A 16774-nucleotide genomic window follows, 5' to 3' on the forward strand; every position below is an offset into this window, starting at 1 on the left:
TACCAGGCTGCTCACAGGAGCGCTCCGGCAACTGACTCAGTGTCGGTGCTTGTGCCGCTCCCGCCAGGCCCTCCACCAGGCCCCGCTCACCACAAAGCGCGGAAAGGTGATGAACTGCTCGGTCAGTAAGCGCTGCACGGCATCCTGGCGGTTGGCGAACGGTTCGGGCTGCTCGGCTTCAAGGCGGTGGCCTTGGCGCTGCAGGCCCAGTGCGGCGATCAGGGCAATCACGCCCACCGCGATCTGGCCGAGGTCGAAACCGAAGAGTCCGGACAGCACCAGTAGTGCCCCCAAAATGAACAAAGGAACGGCAATCAGGTGCAGCACCAGGTTGGCCGGGTGGCGGTGATTATGGTGGTAGCCGCGCCATTGCCAGGCGGGAAGATTGGGCAGGCGTTTGCTCATGGGGATTTCCTCTCGGTCATGCCCAAAGCTTAGTGCGGCCCCCAGGCGGGGGCCAATCGAACCTGGCTATGGTGACTATAGCTTGAGCTGGCCAATGGCCTTGTTCAGTTCGCCGGCCAGGGTCGCCAGTTCGCTGCTGGTGGTCGCCGAGCCGACCGTCTGCTGCACGGTCCGCTCGGTGACATCGCGGATGCTGACCACCGCGCGGTTCATTTCCTCGGCTACCTGGCTTTGCTGCTCGGCCGCTACAGCGATCTGGGTATTGCTCTCGCGCATCTGTGCCACGGCACCGGTAATTTCAGCCAGTGCCTCGCCGGCCTCCTGAGCCTGACGCACGCAGTCGTCGGCCTTGTACGAGCTTTCCTGCATGAACTCCACCGCATCGCGGGTGCCCGACTGCAGGGCCGAAACCATGGTGGTGATCTCATCCGTGGAGGTTTGCACGCGTTTGGCCAGGTTGCGCACTTCATCGGCCACCACGGCAAAGCCGCGGCCCAGGTCGCCGGCGCGCGCGGCTTCGATGGCAGCGTTGAGTGCCAGCAAGTTGGTCTGTTCGGCAATACTGTGGATCACACTGACGACACCGTTGATCTTCTGGCTGTCCTCGGCCAACTGGCGAATCATTTCGGCAGTTTGCTGCACGCCGCTGGAAAGCCCGGAAATCGAATCCTGCACTCGGCTGACCACCGCTTGGCCGCTGCCGGCCAAGGTGTCGGCGGTTTGTGACAAATCGCGGGTGGCACCGGCGTGTTGGGCAATGTGGTGCACGGTCGCCGACATTTCGTTGATGGCAGTGGCGGCCTGGTCGGTTTCACTCTGCTGGCCGAGCATGCCATGGCGGACGTCACTCATGCTGGCGGCCAGGCGTGCAGCGCCCGAGTCCAGCTGTGCTGCGCTTTGGGCGACGGTGCTGACCACGCGGTGGTAGGTGGACTGCATGGCGTTGAAGGCCCCGGCCATCTGGCCGACCTCGTCGCCACTGGCCAGCGGTACGCGGGCCGACAAGTCACCGGTTTTTTCCACGTGCAGCATCACGTCCTTGAGGGTGTTGAGCTGGCTGAGCAGGAAGCGGATCAGCAGTTGGGAGGCACCGAGCATGGCCAGCATCAGGATCAGTACACACACCGCGTAGTTGCTGAAGCGATCGAAGAATACCTGGCGCAGACTGGGGGACTGAGCCAGCACAGCCAACTGCTGGTCGCCGTTGCGCAGCACCTGAGCGCCACGCAGCGGGTTTTCACCGAGGATCCAGGCGCTTGGCAGTTCTACCCAGCCATTGGCATTGCGCAGGGCATCGAGCGCTTCTCCGGCGAAGGTTGGTGTTTGCCCCGTTTGCCAACTGATGACATTGGCCGGGCGTGGCAGTGCTTGCCCGGCTGGCCAGGCGGCCAGCAACTGGGCTTGCGCGGCCGCTTGGGCCTGAGCCGCCTCGGCACGTGCGCGTTGCTCCAGGTGCACGGCATACAGCACCAGCAGCAAGGTGGTGACAAAGGCCACTGCGTTGACGGCCCAGAACTTGTACTTCAGGGAAACATTGCTAAGCCAGGCACCCATGGGCAGGTCTTCTCTGAGTTGAGCGGAAACAATATTGGCAAGGTGCCATCATTGTGCCCGCATCCTCCACGGGATTTGTTGATGCATATCAACGGCGTTCACCCACCTCGCAGAAACCCGCAAGAATCAGGGGAGCTGGAAAAAATCGCGGGCCGTTGCCGTGGTATGCGCTGCCGTGTGCTCGGCTGACTCACCGCGATGTGAGGCCACCTCGCGCAGTACTTCCGGCAAGAACGCCGGCTCGTTGCGCCCGCTTTTGGGCTTGGGCCGCAAGCTGCGCGGCAGCAGGTAGGGCGCGTCGCTTTCCAGCATCAGCCGGCCTTGAGGAATGTTGCCTACCAGCGGGTGCAGGTGAGTGCCGCGGCGTTCGTCGCAGATCCAGCCGGTAATGCCGATATGCAGGTCCAGGTCCAGGTAGGCGAACAGCGCCTCGCGCTCACCGGTAAAGCAGTGCACCACTGCGCCCGACAGGTGGTCGCGGTACTCCCTGAGAATCGCCAACAAGCGCTCGCTGGCATCGCGCTCGTGCAGGAACACCGGCAGGCGCAGCTCCGCAGCTAGCGTCAGCTGGGCTTCCAGGGCTTTTTCCTGGAGCGGGCGAGGGGAAAAGTCGCGGTTGAAATCCAGGCCGCATTCGCCCACAGCGCGTACGCGCGGTTCACTCAACAACAGTCGCAACTGGCGCTCGCTGTCGGCATCCCAGGCCTTGGCATCGTGTGGGTGTACGCCGGCCGTGGCGAACAGGTGCGCGCCGCTGGCATCCAGTTGTTGGCACAGCTCCAGCGCTTGTTCGCTGACCGCCAGGCTGGTGCCTGTCAGTAGCATTTGCGTAACGCCGGCCTCCAGTGCGCGCTCGACAACGGCTGCCTGTTGGTCGTGAAAGCTGCTGTTGGTCAGGTTGACGCCGATATCGATCAGTTGCATGGTGCTATCTCGTGCCGCGGGGCGGCCAGCATAGCAAAAACCGGGTTTTTCTGAAAAAGCCAAGAACTTCATGCTGTTGCCGTGGTCTTTTACCGTCGTTTATCACTTGGCGGTGCAACTCATGGATGCCGCTCACCGACCATGGACACGTTTTCGCATGCTGCGATGCTGGCTCATTTTCCTGCTGATGCTCGGGGTGGCCTTTACCGGCACCGCCCAGGCGCGTTCGCCGGGCCCGCAGCAGCACATACCGCCTGCCAAGGTACGTGACCTGCCGCAGATTCGCACCAGCAAAGTACTGCGAGTGCTGGTCAACCAGAGCCGCAACAGCTCCGGCGAGGTCAAGGGCGAGCCAGTCGGCATAGAGTATTATCGCCTGCGTGCCCTGGAGCATTTCCTCAATGCTCGTACCGCCGACGACCAGCAGATCCAGCTAACGCTCATCCCGCGAGCCAAGGAGCAGTTGCTGGGCGCTCTGGCCCGCGGCGAGGGTGATCTGGCTGCCCCGGGCGAGCTGCTTGACCCCACGACGGTGGGCGCTGTCAGCAGCAGTGCGCCGATACTCGACCAGGTGCCGCTGACGCTGGTCGGGCGCAAAGGCGAGCGAAGTTTCAGCAAGGTCGAACAGCTGTCAGGGCGTACCGTCGCCTTGACCAGCGCCAGTGCCGCGGGGCCGCTGATCCAGCAGGTCAACCAGCAACTGGCACTGCGCAAGCGGCCGCCGATCAAAGTGGAGTGGGTCGATTCGACGCTGGCAGTGGAGGATGTGCTGGAGATGGTACAGGCTGGCATCTACCACCTGACCGTAGTCGAGCAGCCCATTGCCCGGCGTTGGGCCCGGGTTATGCCGCGGCTGCGCCTGGACAGCCGGGTGCGCCTGGGTGCGCCGCAAGCCATGCGCTGGTATGTAGGGCGTGATGCGCCGCAATTGTTGGCCGCAGTCGATCGCTTTCTGCAAGGTTACCGCGCGCCCGATAACCAGGATGCAGCGTTCGAGCGTATCTACCGCCGCCAGTACCGGGTACACAACCCCTTGGCCAGCAAAGGCCGCCAGCGTCTGGCCTCGGTGCGGGCAGTGTTGCAGAAGCATGGTCAGGCGCAACAGATCGACTGGCTCAACCTGGCTGCACTGGCCTTCAAGGAGTCGACGCTCAACCCGGCTGCACGCGGCACTGGCGGTGCCCATGGTCTGATGCAGATTACCCCTTCGGCGGCCCAACGGGTGGGGGTGAGCAATACCGCGACGGTAGATGGCAATGTCCTGGCCAGTGCCCGTTACCTGGCGCTTATCCGGCGCAAGTTTTTTGCCAGTGCCAAGATCAATGAGCGTGAGCGCATGGCCTTTGTGCTGGCAGCCTACAACCTTGGCCCCGAGCGGGTTCAGGCCATGCGCGCAGAGGCCCGACGGCGAGGGCTCAACGGTAACCAGTGGTTCTTCCAGACAGAGCGTATCGCCATGGAGCAGGTGGGGATGGGACCGGTCAATTTCGTCAATAGCATCAACAAGTACTACCTGGCGTTCAACCGCGAACGCACAGCACTGGAGCGCGTAGCGAAGCGTTAACAATCGATTATATCGATTGTTATGTTGGGTTTTTTGCGATTTTCATATCTATCGAATTGATTATGATGGCGCCCATCCCAACACAACTGCTTCGCTTCAAGGACGCTTCCACATGAACAACACTACCTTCAACGCACTGTTCTCTACCCGTGCTGGCGCAGGCCTAAGCGTTATCCGCATCCTGGTCGGCATCATCTTCATGGCCCATGGTGCGCAAAAACTCTTCGGCCTGTTCGGTGGCTACGGCCTGGAAGGCACCGGCCAATGGATGGAAAGCATCGGCCTGGCGCCGGGTTATCTGATGGCCTTGCTGTCCGGCAGTGCTGAATTCTTCGGTGGCCTGGCACTGGTGGTCGGCCTGCTGGCTCGCCCGGCGGCCCTGGCGCTGACGGTGACCTTGATAGTGGCGATCGTTTCGGTGCACATCGGCAACGGCCTGTTCATGTCCAACAATGGCTATGAGTTCGCCCTGGCGCTGTTGGCCGGCACTGTTGCAATCATGATCGAAGGCGCCGGCCGCTTCTCGCTCGACCGGCTGATCGCCCGCTAATCACCTGCAAGCTGCGAGCTACGAGCCGCAGGCAAGCGCGGGCCAATACTCGGCTTGTTCTTGCTTGCGGCTTGTAGCTTGCAACTTGGTGCTCATCGCTCTAGCATACCGCCTGCGCCGATTTAAACAGCTACTTGCGGGGCGCAGGAACGCCCCAATTCCGGGCCGTCCGAAATACCGCTAAAGCGCTGGTTCGGTGACGCCTCCCACCGCTGCCCAGCGGGATTCGCGAGGCGGAGAGAAGCTCCATGAGTTGCCCACGTACCAGTGTCTGTTTGAGCCCTTTGCCTGCCAGCCAGGCGTCCCGCACACCGCGCATCCTGCTCGGCGGCCGGCATCAACCCACCCTTTTGCGTCATCTTGAAGGCCTGTCACGGCGTAAAGGGCAGGCGCGTGCCTTTCTGATCCAGTTCGCCGATAGCGGCTGCCACCTCGCGCAGTTTGGCAATGACCGTTTCGACCTGGCTGTGATCCAGGCGCCGGCGTCGGACGAGGCCGCCGAAGTCATAGGGCATCTCACCCGCATCGCGCGTCAAGGCCTGATAACCCGCCGCTGAGGAATGCGCTATTGAGCACCAATATCATCACCACAGAAGGCCATGAGGCGCTGAAGAAAGAGCTGGACCACCTGTGGCGGGTGTATCGCCCGGAAATCACCCAAAAGGTTGCCTGGGCGGCGTCGTTGGGTGACCGCAGCGAGAACGCGGACTACCAGTACAACAAGAAGCTGCTGCGCGAAATCGACCGCCGGGTGCGATACCTGCGCAAGCGTCTTGAAGATGTGAAAGTAGTGGCCTACGCGCCTGAGCAGGAAGGCAAAGTGTTTTTCGGTGCCTGGGTAGAGATCGAGAACGACGAGGGCGAGACCATGAAGTTTCGCATTGTCGGCTACGACGAGATCTACGGGCGCAACGATTACATCTCGATCGATTCGCCCATGGCTCGCGCCTTGCTGAAGAAGGAGGAAGGTGATGAGGTGGTGGTGCATACACCTACCGGTGAGGCAACCTGGTATGTCAGCAGCATCAGTTATGGCCAGGGCGTTTCGACGGGCTGACTGGTCCGTCTTGCGTCAGCTTGAGGCATGTGCTGTCCCGGCAGAAGCGCTGACAGCCAGGCCTCAAGCCTCGCGCAACACCGCCAGCGGGCTGGCATTCAACGCCCGCCGTGTTCCCAGTACTCCAGCACCACCCACCAGCAGTGCCCCCGTCAGCGGCAACACCAGCAGCCACGGGTGCGGGCTCCACTGCAAGTCGAAGGCATAGCGGTACAGCACCCAGGTAATCAGTTCGCAGCCCACGGCCGCCAATAGCCCGCTGGCCGCACCCAGCAGGCCGAACTCGATACGCCGGGCCTTGACCAGCAACGGCCGCGCCGCGCCCAGTGCGCGCAACAGTGCGCCTTGGCGAATACGCTCGTCCAGCGTGGCCTGCAAGCCAGCGAACAGCACGGCCAGTCCGGCGGCCAGCACGAACAGCAGCACATACTCCACCGCCAGGGTGACCTGGGCGAGGATGCTGCGCAGCTGGTCGAGCAAGGCATCCACCTGCAGGATGGTCACCGCCGGAAACGCCCGTGACAGCGCGACGACATCCAGGTCATGCCCCGGTGCCAGATAGAAGCTGGTCAGGTAAGTGGTCGGCAGCCCCTGCAGCGTGCCAGGCTGGAAGATCATGTAGAAGTTCGGCTGGAAGCTGTCCCAATGCACGTTGCGCAGGCTGCTCACGCGGGCCTGGCGCTGCTGGCCGCCAATATCGAACGTCAGCAGGTCGCCCATTTGCAGTTTCAGGCTGCTGGCCAGTTGCGCTTCCACCGAAACTCCGGGGATGTCGTTGTCGGCTGGCAAGGCTTGCCACCAGCTGCCGGCGCTCAACACATTGCCTTCGGGCAACTCGGCGGCCCAGGTCAGGCTGAGGTCGCGCTGCACGGCGCGCTCGCCTGCCGAGTCCTTGCTGACCACCTGCTGTACCGGTTTTTCATTGATTTGCACCAGGCGCCCGGGTGTCACCGGGTACAGCGGTGCCGAAGCGGCATTGACCTGGTGCAGGCGTTGAGCGAACAACTCTCGGTCATCCGGCAGGATGTTCAGGGCAAAGTGATTAGGCGCATCCTTGGGAAGCTGTGCTTGCCAGGTATCGAGCAGCTCTGCGCGCAGCAGGGCGACCAGGGCCATGGCCAGCAGTATCAGGCCGAAGGCCAAGGCCTGGCCTGCCGCAGCCATGGGGTGGCGTAATAGCTGGCCCAGCCCCAGGCGCCAGGTGAGTGGCGCGCCGGCCAGCAGCTGGCGCAGGCTGCGCAAACCGAGCAGCAGCAAGCCGCCGAGCAGAAGCGCGGCGACCAGGCCGCCACCGAGCAGGGCAAAGGTGAGCAGCAGGTCGAGGCTCAGGCGCCACATGATCAGGCCCAGGGCGAGCAGGGCGGCGCCGTACACCAGCCAACTGCTCGCAGGTATGGGCAGCAGGTCACGGCGCAGCACGCGAAGTGGCGGCACTTGGCCCAGCGCTGCGATCGGCGGCAGGGCGAAGCCAGCCAGTGCCACCAGCCCGGTACCGATACCTGCCAGCGCTGGAATGATGCCGCCGGCGGGCACCACGCTCGGCAGCAAGCCGTGCAGCAGACGGAACAGGCCCAGCTGAGCCAGCCAGCCGAGCAAGGCGCCGGCCAGGGCAGCGACCAGCCCGAGCATGGCGAGTTGCAGGGAATACAGACCCAACGCCTGGTGGCGCGACAGCCCCAGGCAGCGCAGCAGGGCGCTGGCGTCCAGTCGGCGTGCAGCATAGCGGCTGGCCGACAGAGCCACGGCTACGCCTGCCAGCAGCACAGCCACAAGACTGGCCATGTTCAGGTAGCGTTCGGCTTTGCCCAGTGCGCCGCCGATCTGTTGGTTGCCATCGCGGGTGTCACGCAGGCGCTGGTTGGCGGCCAGGTCTTTTTCCACGGTGTGGCGGTACTGCGCCAGCGCCTCGGCATCGCCGCGCCACAGGTCGCGGTAAGTGACCCGGCTGCCCGGCTGGATCACTCCGGTGGCTTCCAGGTCGGCCAGGTTCATCATCACGCGCGGGGTAAGGCTGTAGAAGTTGTTGGCGCGGTCCGGTTCGTAGGTAAGCACACGGCTCATCCGCAGGGTTTTCATGCCCACGTCGATGCTGTCGCCGATCGCCAGCCCCAGTGCCGCCAACAGCCGAGGTTCGACCCACACCTCGCCAGGGGCAGGGCCGCCGCCGGGCGTTTCTTCGGCATAGGGGGCCGGAGCGCTGCGTACTTGCCCGCGCAATGGGTAGGCGCCGTCGGCGGCCTTTACGCTGGACAGCTGGATGCCATTGTCGCCGCCGACCACGCTGGTGAACTCGACCACCTGTGCATGGCGCAAGCCCAGTGCCTTGCCGGCATCGAGCTGTTGTTCGCGGGCCGGGGCACTGCCCTGCAGTACCAGATCGGCGCCAAGGAACTCGCTGGCGCGCAGCTGCATGGCGCCGTTGAGGCGGGCGCCGAAATAGCCGATAGCGGTGCTGGCGGCTACCGCTACCAACAGGGCGAAGAACAGCACGCGCACTTCACTGGCGCGAACATCACGCAGCAACTGGCGCAGTGCCAGGCCGCCCAGACGGGACAGCGGCATATGGCTCACCGGGCCTCCATCGGCGCCACGAGGCGGCCCGCGTCCAGGCGGATCTGGCGCCGGCAGCGGCGGGCCAGGCGTTCGTCATGGGTGACCAGCACCAAGGTAGTGCCGCGCTCCTTGTTCAGCTCGAACAACAAGTCGCTGATGCGCTCGCCGGTGTGGCTGTCGAGGTTGCCGGTGGGCTCATCGGCGAACAGCACCGCAGGCTGCGCGGCGAAGGCGCGGGCAATTGCCACGCGCTGCTGCTCGCCGCCCGACAGCTGCCGGGGTGTGTGGCTCAGGCGCTTGCCCAGGCCGACCCGTTCCAGCAAGGTACGAGCCTGTTCGCGGGCGTCGCGGCGGCCGTCCAGCTCCAGCGGCAGCATGACATTTTCCAGGGCATTGAGGCTGTCGAGCAGCTGGAACGACTGGAACACGAAGCCCACATGTTCGGCGCGCACACGGGCGCGTTGGTCTTCATCCAGTGGCCCCAGATCGTGGCCGGCGAGCATGACTTTGCCAGCGCTGGGGCGGTCGAGGCCGGCGAGCAAGCCGAGCAGGGTCGACTTGCCAGAGCCGGAGGCGCCGACGATGGCCAGGCTGTCGCCTTGGGCCAGGTCGAGAGACAGTGCGTGGAGGATGGTAAGGTCTCCTTCCGCGCTGGGGACCACTTTGCTAAGGTTCTGCGCAACGAGAATGCTGGGGCTCATGGAGAATCCGATGCGAGTGTGGTGGTTGAGTGCCGGTCTGGCCCTGTATTGCCTGGCCCAGAGCGCAGCGGCGGGAACACTGCTGGTTGTTGGCGATAGTATCAGCGCCGGTTTTGGCCTGGATAGCCGCCAGGGCTGGGTGTCTCTCTTGCAGGCCCGCCTCAGGGACGAAGGTTTTGACGACAAAGTGGTCAATGCTTCGATCAGTGGCGACACCAGCGCAGGCGGCCAGGCGCGGCTGCCGGCGCTGCTTGCAGCACATAAACCGAGCCTGGTGGTGTTGGAGCTGGGCGGCAACGATGGCCTGCGCGGGCAGCCACCTGCTCAATTGCAACAAAATCTTGCCTCGATGATCGAGCACTCGCGTCAGGCAGGGGCCAAGGTGCTGCTATTGGGCATGCGCCTGCCGCCCAATTATGGTGTGCGTTACACCACTGCCTTTGCCAAGGTGTATGAACAGCTGGCAGCGGACAAACAGGTTCCTTTGGTGCCGTTTTTCCTCGAAGGGGTAGGGGGTGTACCCGAGCTGATGCAGGCTGATGGCATCCATCCGGCCCAGGGTGCCCAGCAGCGCCTGCTGGAAAATGCCTGGCCAGCGATAAAACCCTTGCTGTGAAGCTTTAAACGGGGGCGCCTTTCGGCTAATGTTGCGCCCCCCGTTTCGAGTGCTCCAAATGCCGCGCCCTGCCTGGTCCCTGTATGCCTATCAACTGATCGAGCCCGACGAACAGCTCGACTTGTTCGCCTGCCAGGAAATCCGCGTCCACCTCGTGGCCCGCCAGCTTGAGCTGGGCGTGCCGGTCGACCGTACCTTGTGCGGCGGCCTGCTGCCAGCCCAGCCACGTTGGTCGGGGGTGTCGCGATCGATCTATCGCGATGGCCGCCTGTGTGAGCTGTGTCGTGCCATCCTCGATGCCCAGCGACGTGGCATGCGCCCGGTGTGGCCAGAGCTGCACGGCAGCTGAACGACAGGCGCCTTTCATCATCTGAAACGTTTGCAACGTGCCAATGCCTCCCGCTTGCATCGGCGCGGGTGTACAATCGATTCTCTTGACCCACCTTTCGAAGGATTTACCGGATGTTGCCGCGCTTTCCTGCAGTCACCCGTAGCCTGTCCCTGGCCGCCCTGTTGGTAGCGGGCCCCGCTGCTGCGCTGGAGCTGCCACTGCCACCGCCCGGTGAAGACATCGTCGGCCAGGTGCATGTGATCAAGGCAAAGTACGAGGACACGTTCGCCGATATCGGCACCGCAAACGACCTCGGCTACCTGGAAATGATCGCCGCCAACCCGGGCGTAGACCCTTGGCTGCCAGGCGCCGGCACCGAGATCATCCTGCCGACCCGTTTCGTCCTGCCGCCGGGCCCGCGCGAAGGCATCGTCATCAACCTGGCCGAGTACCGCTTGTACTACTTCCCTAAGGGGCAGAGCGTGGTGTACACCTTCCCGCTGGGGATTGGTCGCGAGGGGTGGGGGTCGCCGATCGCCAACACCAAGATCACCGCCAAGACGCCGAACCCGACCTGGACGCCGCCCGCTTCGATTCGCAAAGAGCACGCAGCGGACGGTGACATCCTGCCGACTGTGGTGCCGGCTGGCCCGGACAACCCGCTGGGGCCGTTCAAGTTCACCTTGGGCGTGCCAGGCTACCTGATCCATGGTTCGAACAAGAAGTTCGGCATTGGCATGCGCACCAGTCACGGCTGCTTCCGCATGTTCAACAATAACGTGCTTGAACTGTCGAAGATGGTGCCGGTGGGGACTCCGGTGCGCATCATCAACGAGCCTTACAAGTTCGGTATCAGTGGCGGCAAGGTCTATCTTGAGGCACACACGCCGCTGGATGACCAGGGTAACCCGTCAGTTGTCGACAAACACACCGCCGTTATCAATACCTTGCTCAAGCGCGAAGACCTGGCCAATAACCTACGCATGAACTGGGACATGGTACGTGACGTGGTGGCCGCAGAAGATGGTATGCCGGTAGAAATTGCCGTGCCGGTGGAAAAGCAGGGCGGCGCACCGATGGTTACGAGCATTCCGCCCGAACTGCAGTAAGGTAATTTCGACACACCCAGGCCTGCCTTAGTGCAGGCCTTTTCGTACCTGCTGACCGCATTTTCGGTTTCAAAGGCAATAAAAAAGCCGACCCACAAGTGGGTCGGCTTCTTAACAATCCGTGAGGATTATTACTTGCGGCTGGCTTTGTCCAGCATACGCAGAGCGCGCTCGTTGGCTTCGTCAGCGGTCTGCTGAGCCTTCTGAGCGGCTGCCATTGCGTCGTCAGCCTTACGGTAGGCTTCGTCAGCACGAGCTTGAGCGCGAGCTGCTGCGTCTTCAGTCGCAGTCAGACGAGCTTCGGTTTCTTTGGATACGCTGCTGCAACCGGTAGCCAGAACTGCGGCCAGAGCCAGAGCAGAGAATTTCAGAACGTTGTTCATCGTGTTCCCCTTCAAGGACTTTCTATTAAAGAGCCATCTCTCAGGAAAGAGAAACTGGCCGGCGTACATAGTACCCATTACTTGTAGTAAGTAAACTGACAGAGCGCAAGAACTGCAAAAAAAATGTTGCTTGACCCCGCGCCGACAAGATTTGCGACGTGTCTGTGAAAAAAATGTGCAGGCTTCGCAAGCGGTTGTAGTGCAGGAACTTTTTTGTTGAACTAAGGGTGACTTTAACTGTCGATCAGCGTCTTAAGCGCTAGAGCATCCGGTGGCTGTTGGGCTGGCTTGGGAAAGTCACGCCGGGCGGCGTTTTGATCATTTTTAACCACCACCACCTTGAGCAATCCCGCTTGCGGTGCCTACTATCTTGTGAGCGCCAGAGGATCCAGGCGATTACAATCGTCCAATGGTCGAAGCGGAAACAGGTGGCGTAGAGGATTCTGTGCCGGATAAACCACCATCGGTTAAGGTAAGGGTCTGCCGAGAAGACCTGCGAGGAGTAGTGATGAGCGAAGCGCTGACCATCCACCATGACCAGGCCGGTCATCAGTTCGAGACCAACGTGGACGGTCATCGTGCCTATCTGACGTACATGGATCTGGGCAAGCAGACGCTGGACATCTATCGCACCTTCGTGCCCAACGCCCTGCGCGGCCGCGGGATTGCTGCCGCGCTGACCGAGCGCGCCCTGGAGTACGCCGAGCAGATGGGTTACACGGTGATCCCGTCTTGCTCGTATGTGGAGCGTTACATGGAGCGCCAACAGCGGCATTCGAGCAAGGCTTGAGCTGACGACTGGGCGCCAGGCACAACAAAAAACGCCGGGCAATGCCCGGCGTTTTTGTTCGCGCAATATTTAGCTGCGCTTACGCTGCGGCAGCACATCCTTGAGCTTGGCATGCATGCTGCGCAGGGTTTTCTCGGTAGCCGCCCAGTCGATGCAGGCGTCCGTGATCGACACCCCGTACTGCAACTCGTCGAGGTTTTTCGGAATCGACTGGCAACCCCAGTTCAGGTGGCTTTCGACCATCAGGCCGATGATCGACTGGTTGCCTTCGAGGATCTGGTTGGCGACGTTCTCCATCACCAGCGGTTGCAAGGCCGGGTCCTTGTTGGAGTTGGCATGGCTGCAGTCGACCATGATGTTGGCCTTGATCTTGGCCTTGGCCAGGTCCTGTTCGCACAGGGCGACGCTGACCGAGTCGTAGTTCGGCTTGCCATTGCCGCCGCGCAGTACCACGTGGCCGTATGGGTTGCCCTTGGTGGTGACGATCGACACGCCGCCTTCCTGGTTGATGCCCAGGAAGCGGTGCGGCTTGGACACCGACTGCAGGGCATTGATGGCAACGGTCAAGCCGCCGTCGGTGCCGTTTTTGAAACCCACCGCCGAGGACAGGCCCGATGCCATCTCGCGGTGTGTTTGCGATTCGGTGGTGCGGGCGCCGATGGCCGACCAGCTGATCAGGTCTTGCAGGTACTGCGGGGAAATCGGGTCGAGCGCTTCGGTGGCGGTCGGCAGGCCCATTTCGGCCAGGTCCAGCAGCAGCTTGCGGCCGATGTGCAGGCCGTCCTGGATCTTGAACGAGTCATCCAGGTACGGGTCGTTGATCAGGCCTTTCCAGCCGACGGTGGTACGCGGTTTTTCGAAGTACACGCGCATGACCAGGTACAGCGTATCGGACACTTCTTCGGCCAGCACTTTCAGGCGCTCGGCGTATTCGTGGGCAGCCTTGATGTCGTGGATGGAGCAAGGGCCGATCACGACAAACAGGCGATGGTCCTTGCCGTCGAGAATATTGCGCACCACTTCACGGCCGGCAGTCACGGTCTGCAGAGCCTTGGCGCTGAGGGGGATTTCCTTCTTGAGCTGATCAGGGGTGATCAGGGTCTCGTTGGAGGCAACGTTCAAGTCATCGATCGGTAAATCAGCCATCGTGTTACTCGTCAGGTCACGGTGCCGGCCGCCAACTATCCCCGTGCGGCCCAGCAGCAAGAAAAATCGCAGCGGGGAGCCGAACCTTAGCGCGTTACAGATGGCACGACAATGGGCTTAGCCCAGTCATTGTGGGGTTTTTACCTGAGCAAGGGTGTTGCGCGGGAATGGACTGCCCAGCGCTACGTAACCTGTGTAAAAAGAGAGCTGACTATATACCTGGAGATTGGCATGCATTCGCACACCCCTCGCATCGGCATCATCGGCAGTGGCGCCATCGGTGGCTTTTATGGGTTGATGCTGGCCCGGGCCGGTTTCGATGTGCATTTTCTGCTGCGCAGCGAGTATCAGGCCGTTTGTGAACAAGGGCTGAGCCTGGACAGTGCCGTGCATGGCGCACTGCAGATGAGGGTGCCGGCTTATGCCAGTGCCGCCGACATGCCGCCCTGTGACTGGCTCCTGATCGGGGCCAAGGCCACCAGCAACGAGCAGTTGGCACCGTTGATCGTCCAGGCCGCTGCGCCCGGCGCCAAGGTGGTGCTGTTGCAGAACGGCCTGGGGGTAGAGGAGCAGTTGCGTCCAGCCTTGCGTAGCGACATGCACCTGCTTGGCGGCCTGTGCTTCATCTGCGTTAACCGCGAGGCACCTGGTGTCATCCGCCACCAGGCTTTGGGTGCGGTCAACCTGGGGTATCACAGCGGGCCGGCCAGCGATTGCGGTGTCGCGCTGGTGAATGAGGGCGCTGGGTTGTTCCGGGCGGCGGGGATCGACTCGCAGGCCATGCCGAACCTGGCCTTGGCGCGCTGGCAGAAGCTGGTGTGGAACGTGCCTTACAACGGGCTGTCGGTGCTGCTGGGGGCCAGCACCACACCACTGATGGCCGACAGCAATACCCGCGCGCTGATACAGGCCTTGATGGCCGAGGTGGTGCAGGGCGCGGCAGCTTGTGGCCATGTGCTGCCGGAGGGCTATGCCGAGCACTTGTTCCAGGTGACTGAGCGCATGCCCGACTACTGGCCGAGCATGTATCACGACCACACCCACAAACGCCCCTTGGAGCTGGGGGCCATCTATGCCGAGCCGCTGGCACGCGCACGGGCGGCAGGCTGCAGCCTGCCGCGCGTTGAGATGCTGTACCAGGCGCTGAGTTTCATCGACCGCAGCAACCGGCCTGCCTGAAGGTGGTGGAGGCTTCGGCGGGGCCCTGCAGCCCACGGCAGCAGCGCGCCGGACGGCAAAGCGAGCGTCCGGCACGCTGCTAAGCTGAAGCTTGCTCTGCCGCTGCGGCAGTCGAGGAGGTCGAATGATCCGCTCCATGCTGTACGCCACCGACCTCGGTGTCTACGCCCCTTTCGTGATGCAACACGCGCTGGCCCTGGCGCGCACGTTCAGTGCCGAGTTGTATGTAATACACGCGGTAGAGCCGATGGGCCAGTTCGCCGAATCCCTCCTGCAAAGTTACCTCGATGAGCAGACGCTCGACCAGTTGCACAGCCAGGGGGTGAATACCGTGATGGCGAACATAGAGCAGCGTGTGCTGGAAAACTTTCGTGACGAGTTGGGCGAAGAGGCTGACCTGGCGGTGATCAAGGCCGTGCGGGTGCGGCAGGGTGACCCGGCACAGGTGATTCTCGACCAGGCCCAGCGGCTAAGTGTCGACCTGTTGATATTCGGTAGCCACAGTGCGGGTGCCGGGGTGGATGTACCGCTGGGGCGCACGGCGGTGCGGCTGCTGCAGCTGTCGCCGGTGCCCGTGTACATGGTGCCCTTGGCGCAGCATCTAGGGCGTAGGAAGGCATGAAGATAGGTGTAGGCCGTTTCCGTGGGCATGTAACAAAATAGTTCTAGATTTATTTCAGAAACCACTAATATAGTTATATATCGTCGCTGCCTGCTGCTGCGGACTCATCGCTGAACCGAGGGAAACCTATGAAGCTTCAACAACTGCGCTACATCTGGGAAGTGGCGCACCATGACCTCAACGTCTCCGCGACGGCGCAGAGCCTGTATACCTCCCAGCCAGGGATCAGCAAGCAGATCCGCCTGCTCGAAGACGAGTTGGGTGTTGAAGTCTTTGCCCGCAGCGGCAAGCATTTGACCCGCGTTACCCCGGCCGGTGAGCGCATCATCAATACAGCAGGCGAAATCCTGCGCAAGGTCGAGAGCATCAAGCAGATTGCCCAGGAATTCTCCAACGAGAAGAAGGGCACACTGTCCATCGCCACCACCCACACCCAGGCGCGCTATGCGTTGCCGCCGGTTATCAGCAGCTTCATCAAGCAGTATCCGGAAGTGTCCCTGCACATGCACCAGGGTTCGCCCATGCAGATTGCCGAGATGGCTGCGGACGGTACGGTCGACTTCGCCATCGCTACCGAGGCGCTGGAGCTGTTTGGCGACCTGATCATGATGCCGTGCTACAAGTGGAACCGTTGCGTCGTGGTGCCACAAGGCCACCCGCTGGCCAAGCTGCCGAAATTGACCCTGGAAGCAGTCGCCGAATACCCGATCGTCACCTACGTGTTCGGCTTCACCGGGCGCTCGAAGCTGGATGAGGCTTTCAATCACCGCGGTCTTACGCCAAAAGTGGTCTTCACCGCGGCTGACGCCGACGTGATCAAGACTTATGTGCGCCTGGGGCTGGGCGTGGGTATCGTCGCCGGCATGGCTGTGGATGCCAAGCTCGACAGTGATTTGGTGGCGCTGGATGCCAGTGAGCTGTTCGAAGCCAGTATCACCAAGATCGGCTTCCGTCGCGGTACCTTCCTGCGTGGCTTCATGTGCGACTTCATCGAGAAGTTTGCCCCGCACCTGACCCGTGAAGTGATGGCCAAGGCCATTCAGTGCCATAACAAGCAAGAGCTGGAAGAATTGTTCGAAGGCGTCGAGCTGCCGGTGCACTGATTCGGGAATGATGGGGCCGCTTTGGGAGTAACTGTCTAGCTCAATTTCTAAAAGCTGGCGCGATCTCTGTGGGAGATCACCCAGCCCTTCCGGGCTGCGCTGTCGCGCAGCAAACATGAGGTGTACGGCTTTAGATCCGCAGCGACGCTGACATTTTGAGAAAGAAAAGGCGGTTGGCCCGGTAGGG

At 62.2% G+C, this 16774-nt stretch carries 18 protein-coding genes; 11 read left to right on the plus strand and 7 right to left on the minus strand.

The window, feature by feature from the left end; genetic code table 11:
* Window positions 1-36: 36 nt before the first annotated feature.
* The 3 genes from ACF8EA_RS06845 to ACF8EA_RS06855 form a co-directional block, all read right to left on the minus strand.
* On the minus strand, window positions 37-405 hold the full coding sequence (locus ACF8EA_RS06845) for an Mpo1-like protein (RefSeq protein WP_392521342.1): 369 nt from the start codon (window positions 403-405) through the stop codon (window positions 37-39).
* A 75-nt stretch (window positions 406-480) separates the two neighbouring features.
* Window positions 481-1959 (minus strand): methyl-accepting chemotaxis protein, encoded by a 1479-nt coding sequence (locus ACF8EA_RS06850; RefSeq protein ID WP_103444066.1) that lies wholly within the window; start codon window positions 1957-1959, stop codon window positions 481-483.
* A gap of 126 nt (window positions 1960-2085) precedes the next feature.
* The gene (locus ACF8EA_RS06855; RefSeq protein WP_021782896.1) at window positions 2086-2883 is read right to left on the minus strand and encodes a TatD family hydrolase; all 798 of its coding nucleotides are present in this window, start codon (window positions 2881-2883) and stop codon (window positions 2086-2088) included.
* Window positions 2884-3040: 157 nt separating this feature from the next.
* Here ACF8EA_RS06855 and ACF8EA_RS06860 point away from each other — a divergent pair, with 157 nt between their 5' ends.
* The 4 genes from ACF8EA_RS06860 (at window position 3041) to greB (ending at window position 6054) form a co-directional block, all read left to right on the plus strand.
* Entirely contained in the window at window positions 3041-4447 is a 1407-nt protein-coding gene (locus ACF8EA_RS06860; RefSeq protein ID WP_392521343.1) for a transglycosylase SLT domain-containing protein, read from the plus strand.
* Between the two features lie 112 nt (window positions 4448-4559).
* Window positions 4560-4997, plus strand: a complete 438-nt coding sequence (locus ACF8EA_RS06865; RefSeq protein WP_274149677.1) for a DoxX family protein — start codon at window positions 4560-4562, stop codon at window positions 4995-4997.
* 248 nt (window positions 4998-5245) lie between these two features.
* A complete protein-coding gene (locus ACF8EA_RS06870; protein WP_021782893.1) occupies window positions 5246-5554 on the plus strand; it encodes a hypothetical protein in 309 nt (102 codons plus the stop codon).
* 11 nt (window positions 5555-5565) lie between these two features.
* On the plus strand, window positions 5566-6054 hold the full coding sequence (gene greB, locus ACF8EA_RS06875; RefSeq protein WP_392521344.1) for a transcription elongation factor GreB: 489 nt from the start codon (window positions 5566-5568) through the stop codon (window positions 6052-6054).
* A gap of 63 nt (window positions 6055-6117) precedes the next feature.
* Here greB and ACF8EA_RS06880 read toward each other — a convergent pair whose 3' ends face one another.
* Together ACF8EA_RS06880 and ACF8EA_RS06885 are read right to left on the minus strand one after the other, a co-directional pair.
* On the minus strand, window positions 6118-8625 hold the full coding sequence (locus tag ACF8EA_RS06880; RefSeq protein WP_392521345.1) for an ABC transporter permease: 2508 nt from the start codon (window positions 8623-8625) through the stop codon (window positions 6118-6120).
* Window positions 8622-9308, minus strand: coding sequence for an ABC transporter ATP-binding protein (locus ACF8EA_RS06885; protein WP_021782890.1), 687 nt, complete (start codon window positions 9306-9308; stop codon window positions 8622-8624). The genes ACF8EA_RS06880 and ACF8EA_RS06885 overlap by 4 nt, the downstream gene beginning before the upstream one ends.
* A gap of 10 nt (window positions 9309-9318) precedes the next feature.
* Here ACF8EA_RS06885 and ACF8EA_RS06890 point away from each other — a divergent pair, with 10 nt between their 5' ends.
* From ACF8EA_RS06890 to ACF8EA_RS06900, 3 genes are all read left to right on the plus strand, one after another.
* Complete coding sequence (locus ACF8EA_RS06890; RefSeq protein WP_014591667.1) at window positions 9319-9924, plus strand: arylesterase; 606 nt, start codon at window positions 9319-9321, stop codon at window positions 9922-9924.
* A 58-nt stretch (window positions 9925-9982) separates the two neighbouring features.
* Window positions 9983-10273 (plus strand): hypothetical protein, encoded by a 291-nt coding sequence (locus tag ACF8EA_RS06895; RefSeq protein WP_021782889.1) that lies wholly within the window; start codon window positions 9983-9985, stop codon window positions 10271-10273.
* Window positions 10274-10386: 113 nt separating this feature from the next.
* A complete protein-coding gene (locus tag ACF8EA_RS06900; RefSeq protein ID WP_103444070.1) occupies window positions 10387-11364 on the plus strand; it encodes a L,D-transpeptidase family protein in 978 nt (325 codons plus the stop codon).
* Window positions 11365-11495: 131 nt separating this feature from the next.
* Here the strand turns inward: ACF8EA_RS06900 and ACF8EA_RS06905 are convergent, their stop codons facing one another.
* Entirely contained in the window at window positions 11496-11747 is a 252-nt protein-coding gene (locus ACF8EA_RS06905) for an Lpp/OprI family alanine-zipper lipoprotein (protein ID WP_003250288.1), read from the minus strand.
* A 508-nt stretch (window positions 11748-12255) separates the two neighbouring features.
* On the opposite strand from ACF8EA_RS06905, the gene ACF8EA_RS06910 reads away from it, so the two are divergent.
* Window positions 12256-12537, plus strand: coding sequence for a GNAT family N-acetyltransferase (locus ACF8EA_RS06910; RefSeq protein ID WP_003250290.1), 282 nt, complete (start codon window positions 12256-12258; stop codon window positions 12535-12537).
* Window positions 12538-12606: 69 nt separating this feature from the next.
* Here the strand turns inward: ACF8EA_RS06910 and ACF8EA_RS06915 are convergent, their stop codons facing one another.
* Window positions 12607-13683 (minus strand): 3-deoxy-7-phosphoheptulonate synthase, encoded by a 1077-nt coding sequence (locus ACF8EA_RS06915; protein ID WP_021782887.1) that lies wholly within the window; start codon window positions 13681-13683, stop codon window positions 12607-12609.
* A 231-nt stretch (window positions 13684-13914) separates the two neighbouring features.
* Between ACF8EA_RS06915 and ACF8EA_RS06920 the strand changes: the two genes are divergently transcribed.
* The 3 genes from ACF8EA_RS06920 (at window position 13915) to cysB (ending at window position 16587) form a co-directional block, all read left to right on the plus strand.
* Window positions 13915-14862: a putative 2-dehydropantoate 2-reductase gene (locus ACF8EA_RS06920; protein ID WP_319298788.1), complete on the plus strand. Its 948-nt coding sequence runs from the start codon at window positions 13915-13917 to the stop codon at window positions 14860-14862.
* A 124-nt stretch (window positions 14863-14986) separates the two neighbouring features.
* Window positions 14987-15484, plus strand: a complete 498-nt coding sequence (locus ACF8EA_RS06925) for a universal stress protein (RefSeq protein ID WP_021782885.1) — start codon at window positions 14987-14989, stop codon at window positions 15482-15484.
* 128 nt (window positions 15485-15612) lie between these two features.
* Complete coding sequence (gene cysB / locus ACF8EA_RS06930; protein ID WP_010953293.1) at window positions 15613-16587, plus strand: HTH-type transcriptional regulator CysB; 975 nt, start codon at window positions 15613-15615, stop codon at window positions 16585-16587.
* Window positions 16588-16774 lie beyond the last annotated feature (187 nt).

This window comes from Pseudomonas sp. YQ_5, from assembly GCF_043103305.1.
In the GTDB taxonomy this organism is placed as follows: domain Bacteria; phylum Pseudomonadota; class Gammaproteobacteria; order Pseudomonadales; family Pseudomonadaceae; genus Aquipseudomonas; species Aquipseudomonas putida_Y.

Coding starts and splice junctions, on each gene's coding strand:
- ACF8EA_RS06845 (WP_392521342.1), bottom strand. CDS start 405: ATGAGCAAACGCCTGCCCAATCTTCCCGCCTGGCAATGGCGCGGCTAC.
- ACF8EA_RS06850 (WP_103444066.1), bottom strand. CDS start 1,959: ATGGGTGCCTGGCTTAGCAATGTTTCCCTGAAGTACAAGTTCTGGGCC.
- ACF8EA_RS06855 (WP_021782896.1), bottom strand. CDS start 2,883: ATGCAACTGATCGATATCGGCGTCAACCTGACCAACAGCAGCTTTCAC.
- ACF8EA_RS06860 (WP_392521343.1), top strand. CDS start 3,041: ATGCTGCGATGCTGGCTCATTTTCCTGCTGATGCTCGGGGTGGCCTTT.
- ACF8EA_RS06865 (WP_274149677.1), top strand. CDS start 4,560: ATGAACAACACTACCTTCAACGCACTGTTCTCTACCCGTGCTGGCGCA.
- ACF8EA_RS06870 (WP_021782893.1), top strand. CDS start 5,246: ATGAGTTGCCCACGTACCAGTGTCTGTTTGAGCCCTTTGCCTGCCAGC.
- ACF8EA_RS06885 (WP_021782890.1), bottom strand. CDS start 9,308: ATGAGCCCCAGCATTCTCGTTGCGCAGAACCTTAGCAAAGTGGTCCCC.
- ACF8EA_RS06890 (WP_014591667.1), top strand. CDS start 9,319: ATGCGAGTGTGGTGGTTGAGTGCCGGTCTGGCCCTGTATTGCCTGGCC.
- ACF8EA_RS06895 (WP_021782889.1), top strand. CDS start 9,983: ATGCCGCGCCCTGCCTGGTCCCTGTATGCCTATCAACTGATCGAGCCC.
- ACF8EA_RS06900 (WP_103444070.1), top strand. CDS start 10,387: ATGTTGCCGCGCTTTCCTGCAGTCACCCGTAGCCTGTCCCTGGCCGCC.
- ACF8EA_RS06905 (WP_003250288.1), bottom strand. CDS start 11,747: ATGAACAACGTTCTGAAATTCTCTGCTCTGGCTCTGGCCGCAGTTCTG.
- ACF8EA_RS06910 (WP_003250290.1), top strand. CDS start 12,256: ATGAGCGAAGCGCTGACCATCCACCATGACCAGGCCGGTCATCAGTTC.
- ACF8EA_RS06915 (WP_021782887.1), bottom strand. CDS start 13,683: ATGGCTGATTTACCGATCGATGACTTGAACGTTGCCTCCAACGAGACC.
- ACF8EA_RS06920 (WP_319298788.1), top strand. CDS start 13,915: ATGCATTCGCACACCCCTCGCATCGGCATCATCGGCAGTGGCGCCATC.
- ACF8EA_RS06925 (WP_021782885.1), top strand. CDS start 14,987: ATGATCCGCTCCATGCTGTACGCCACCGACCTCGGTGTCTACGCCCCT.
- cysB (WP_010953293.1), top strand. CDS start 15,613: ATGAAGCTTCAACAACTGCGCTACATCTGGGAAGTGGCGCACCATGAC.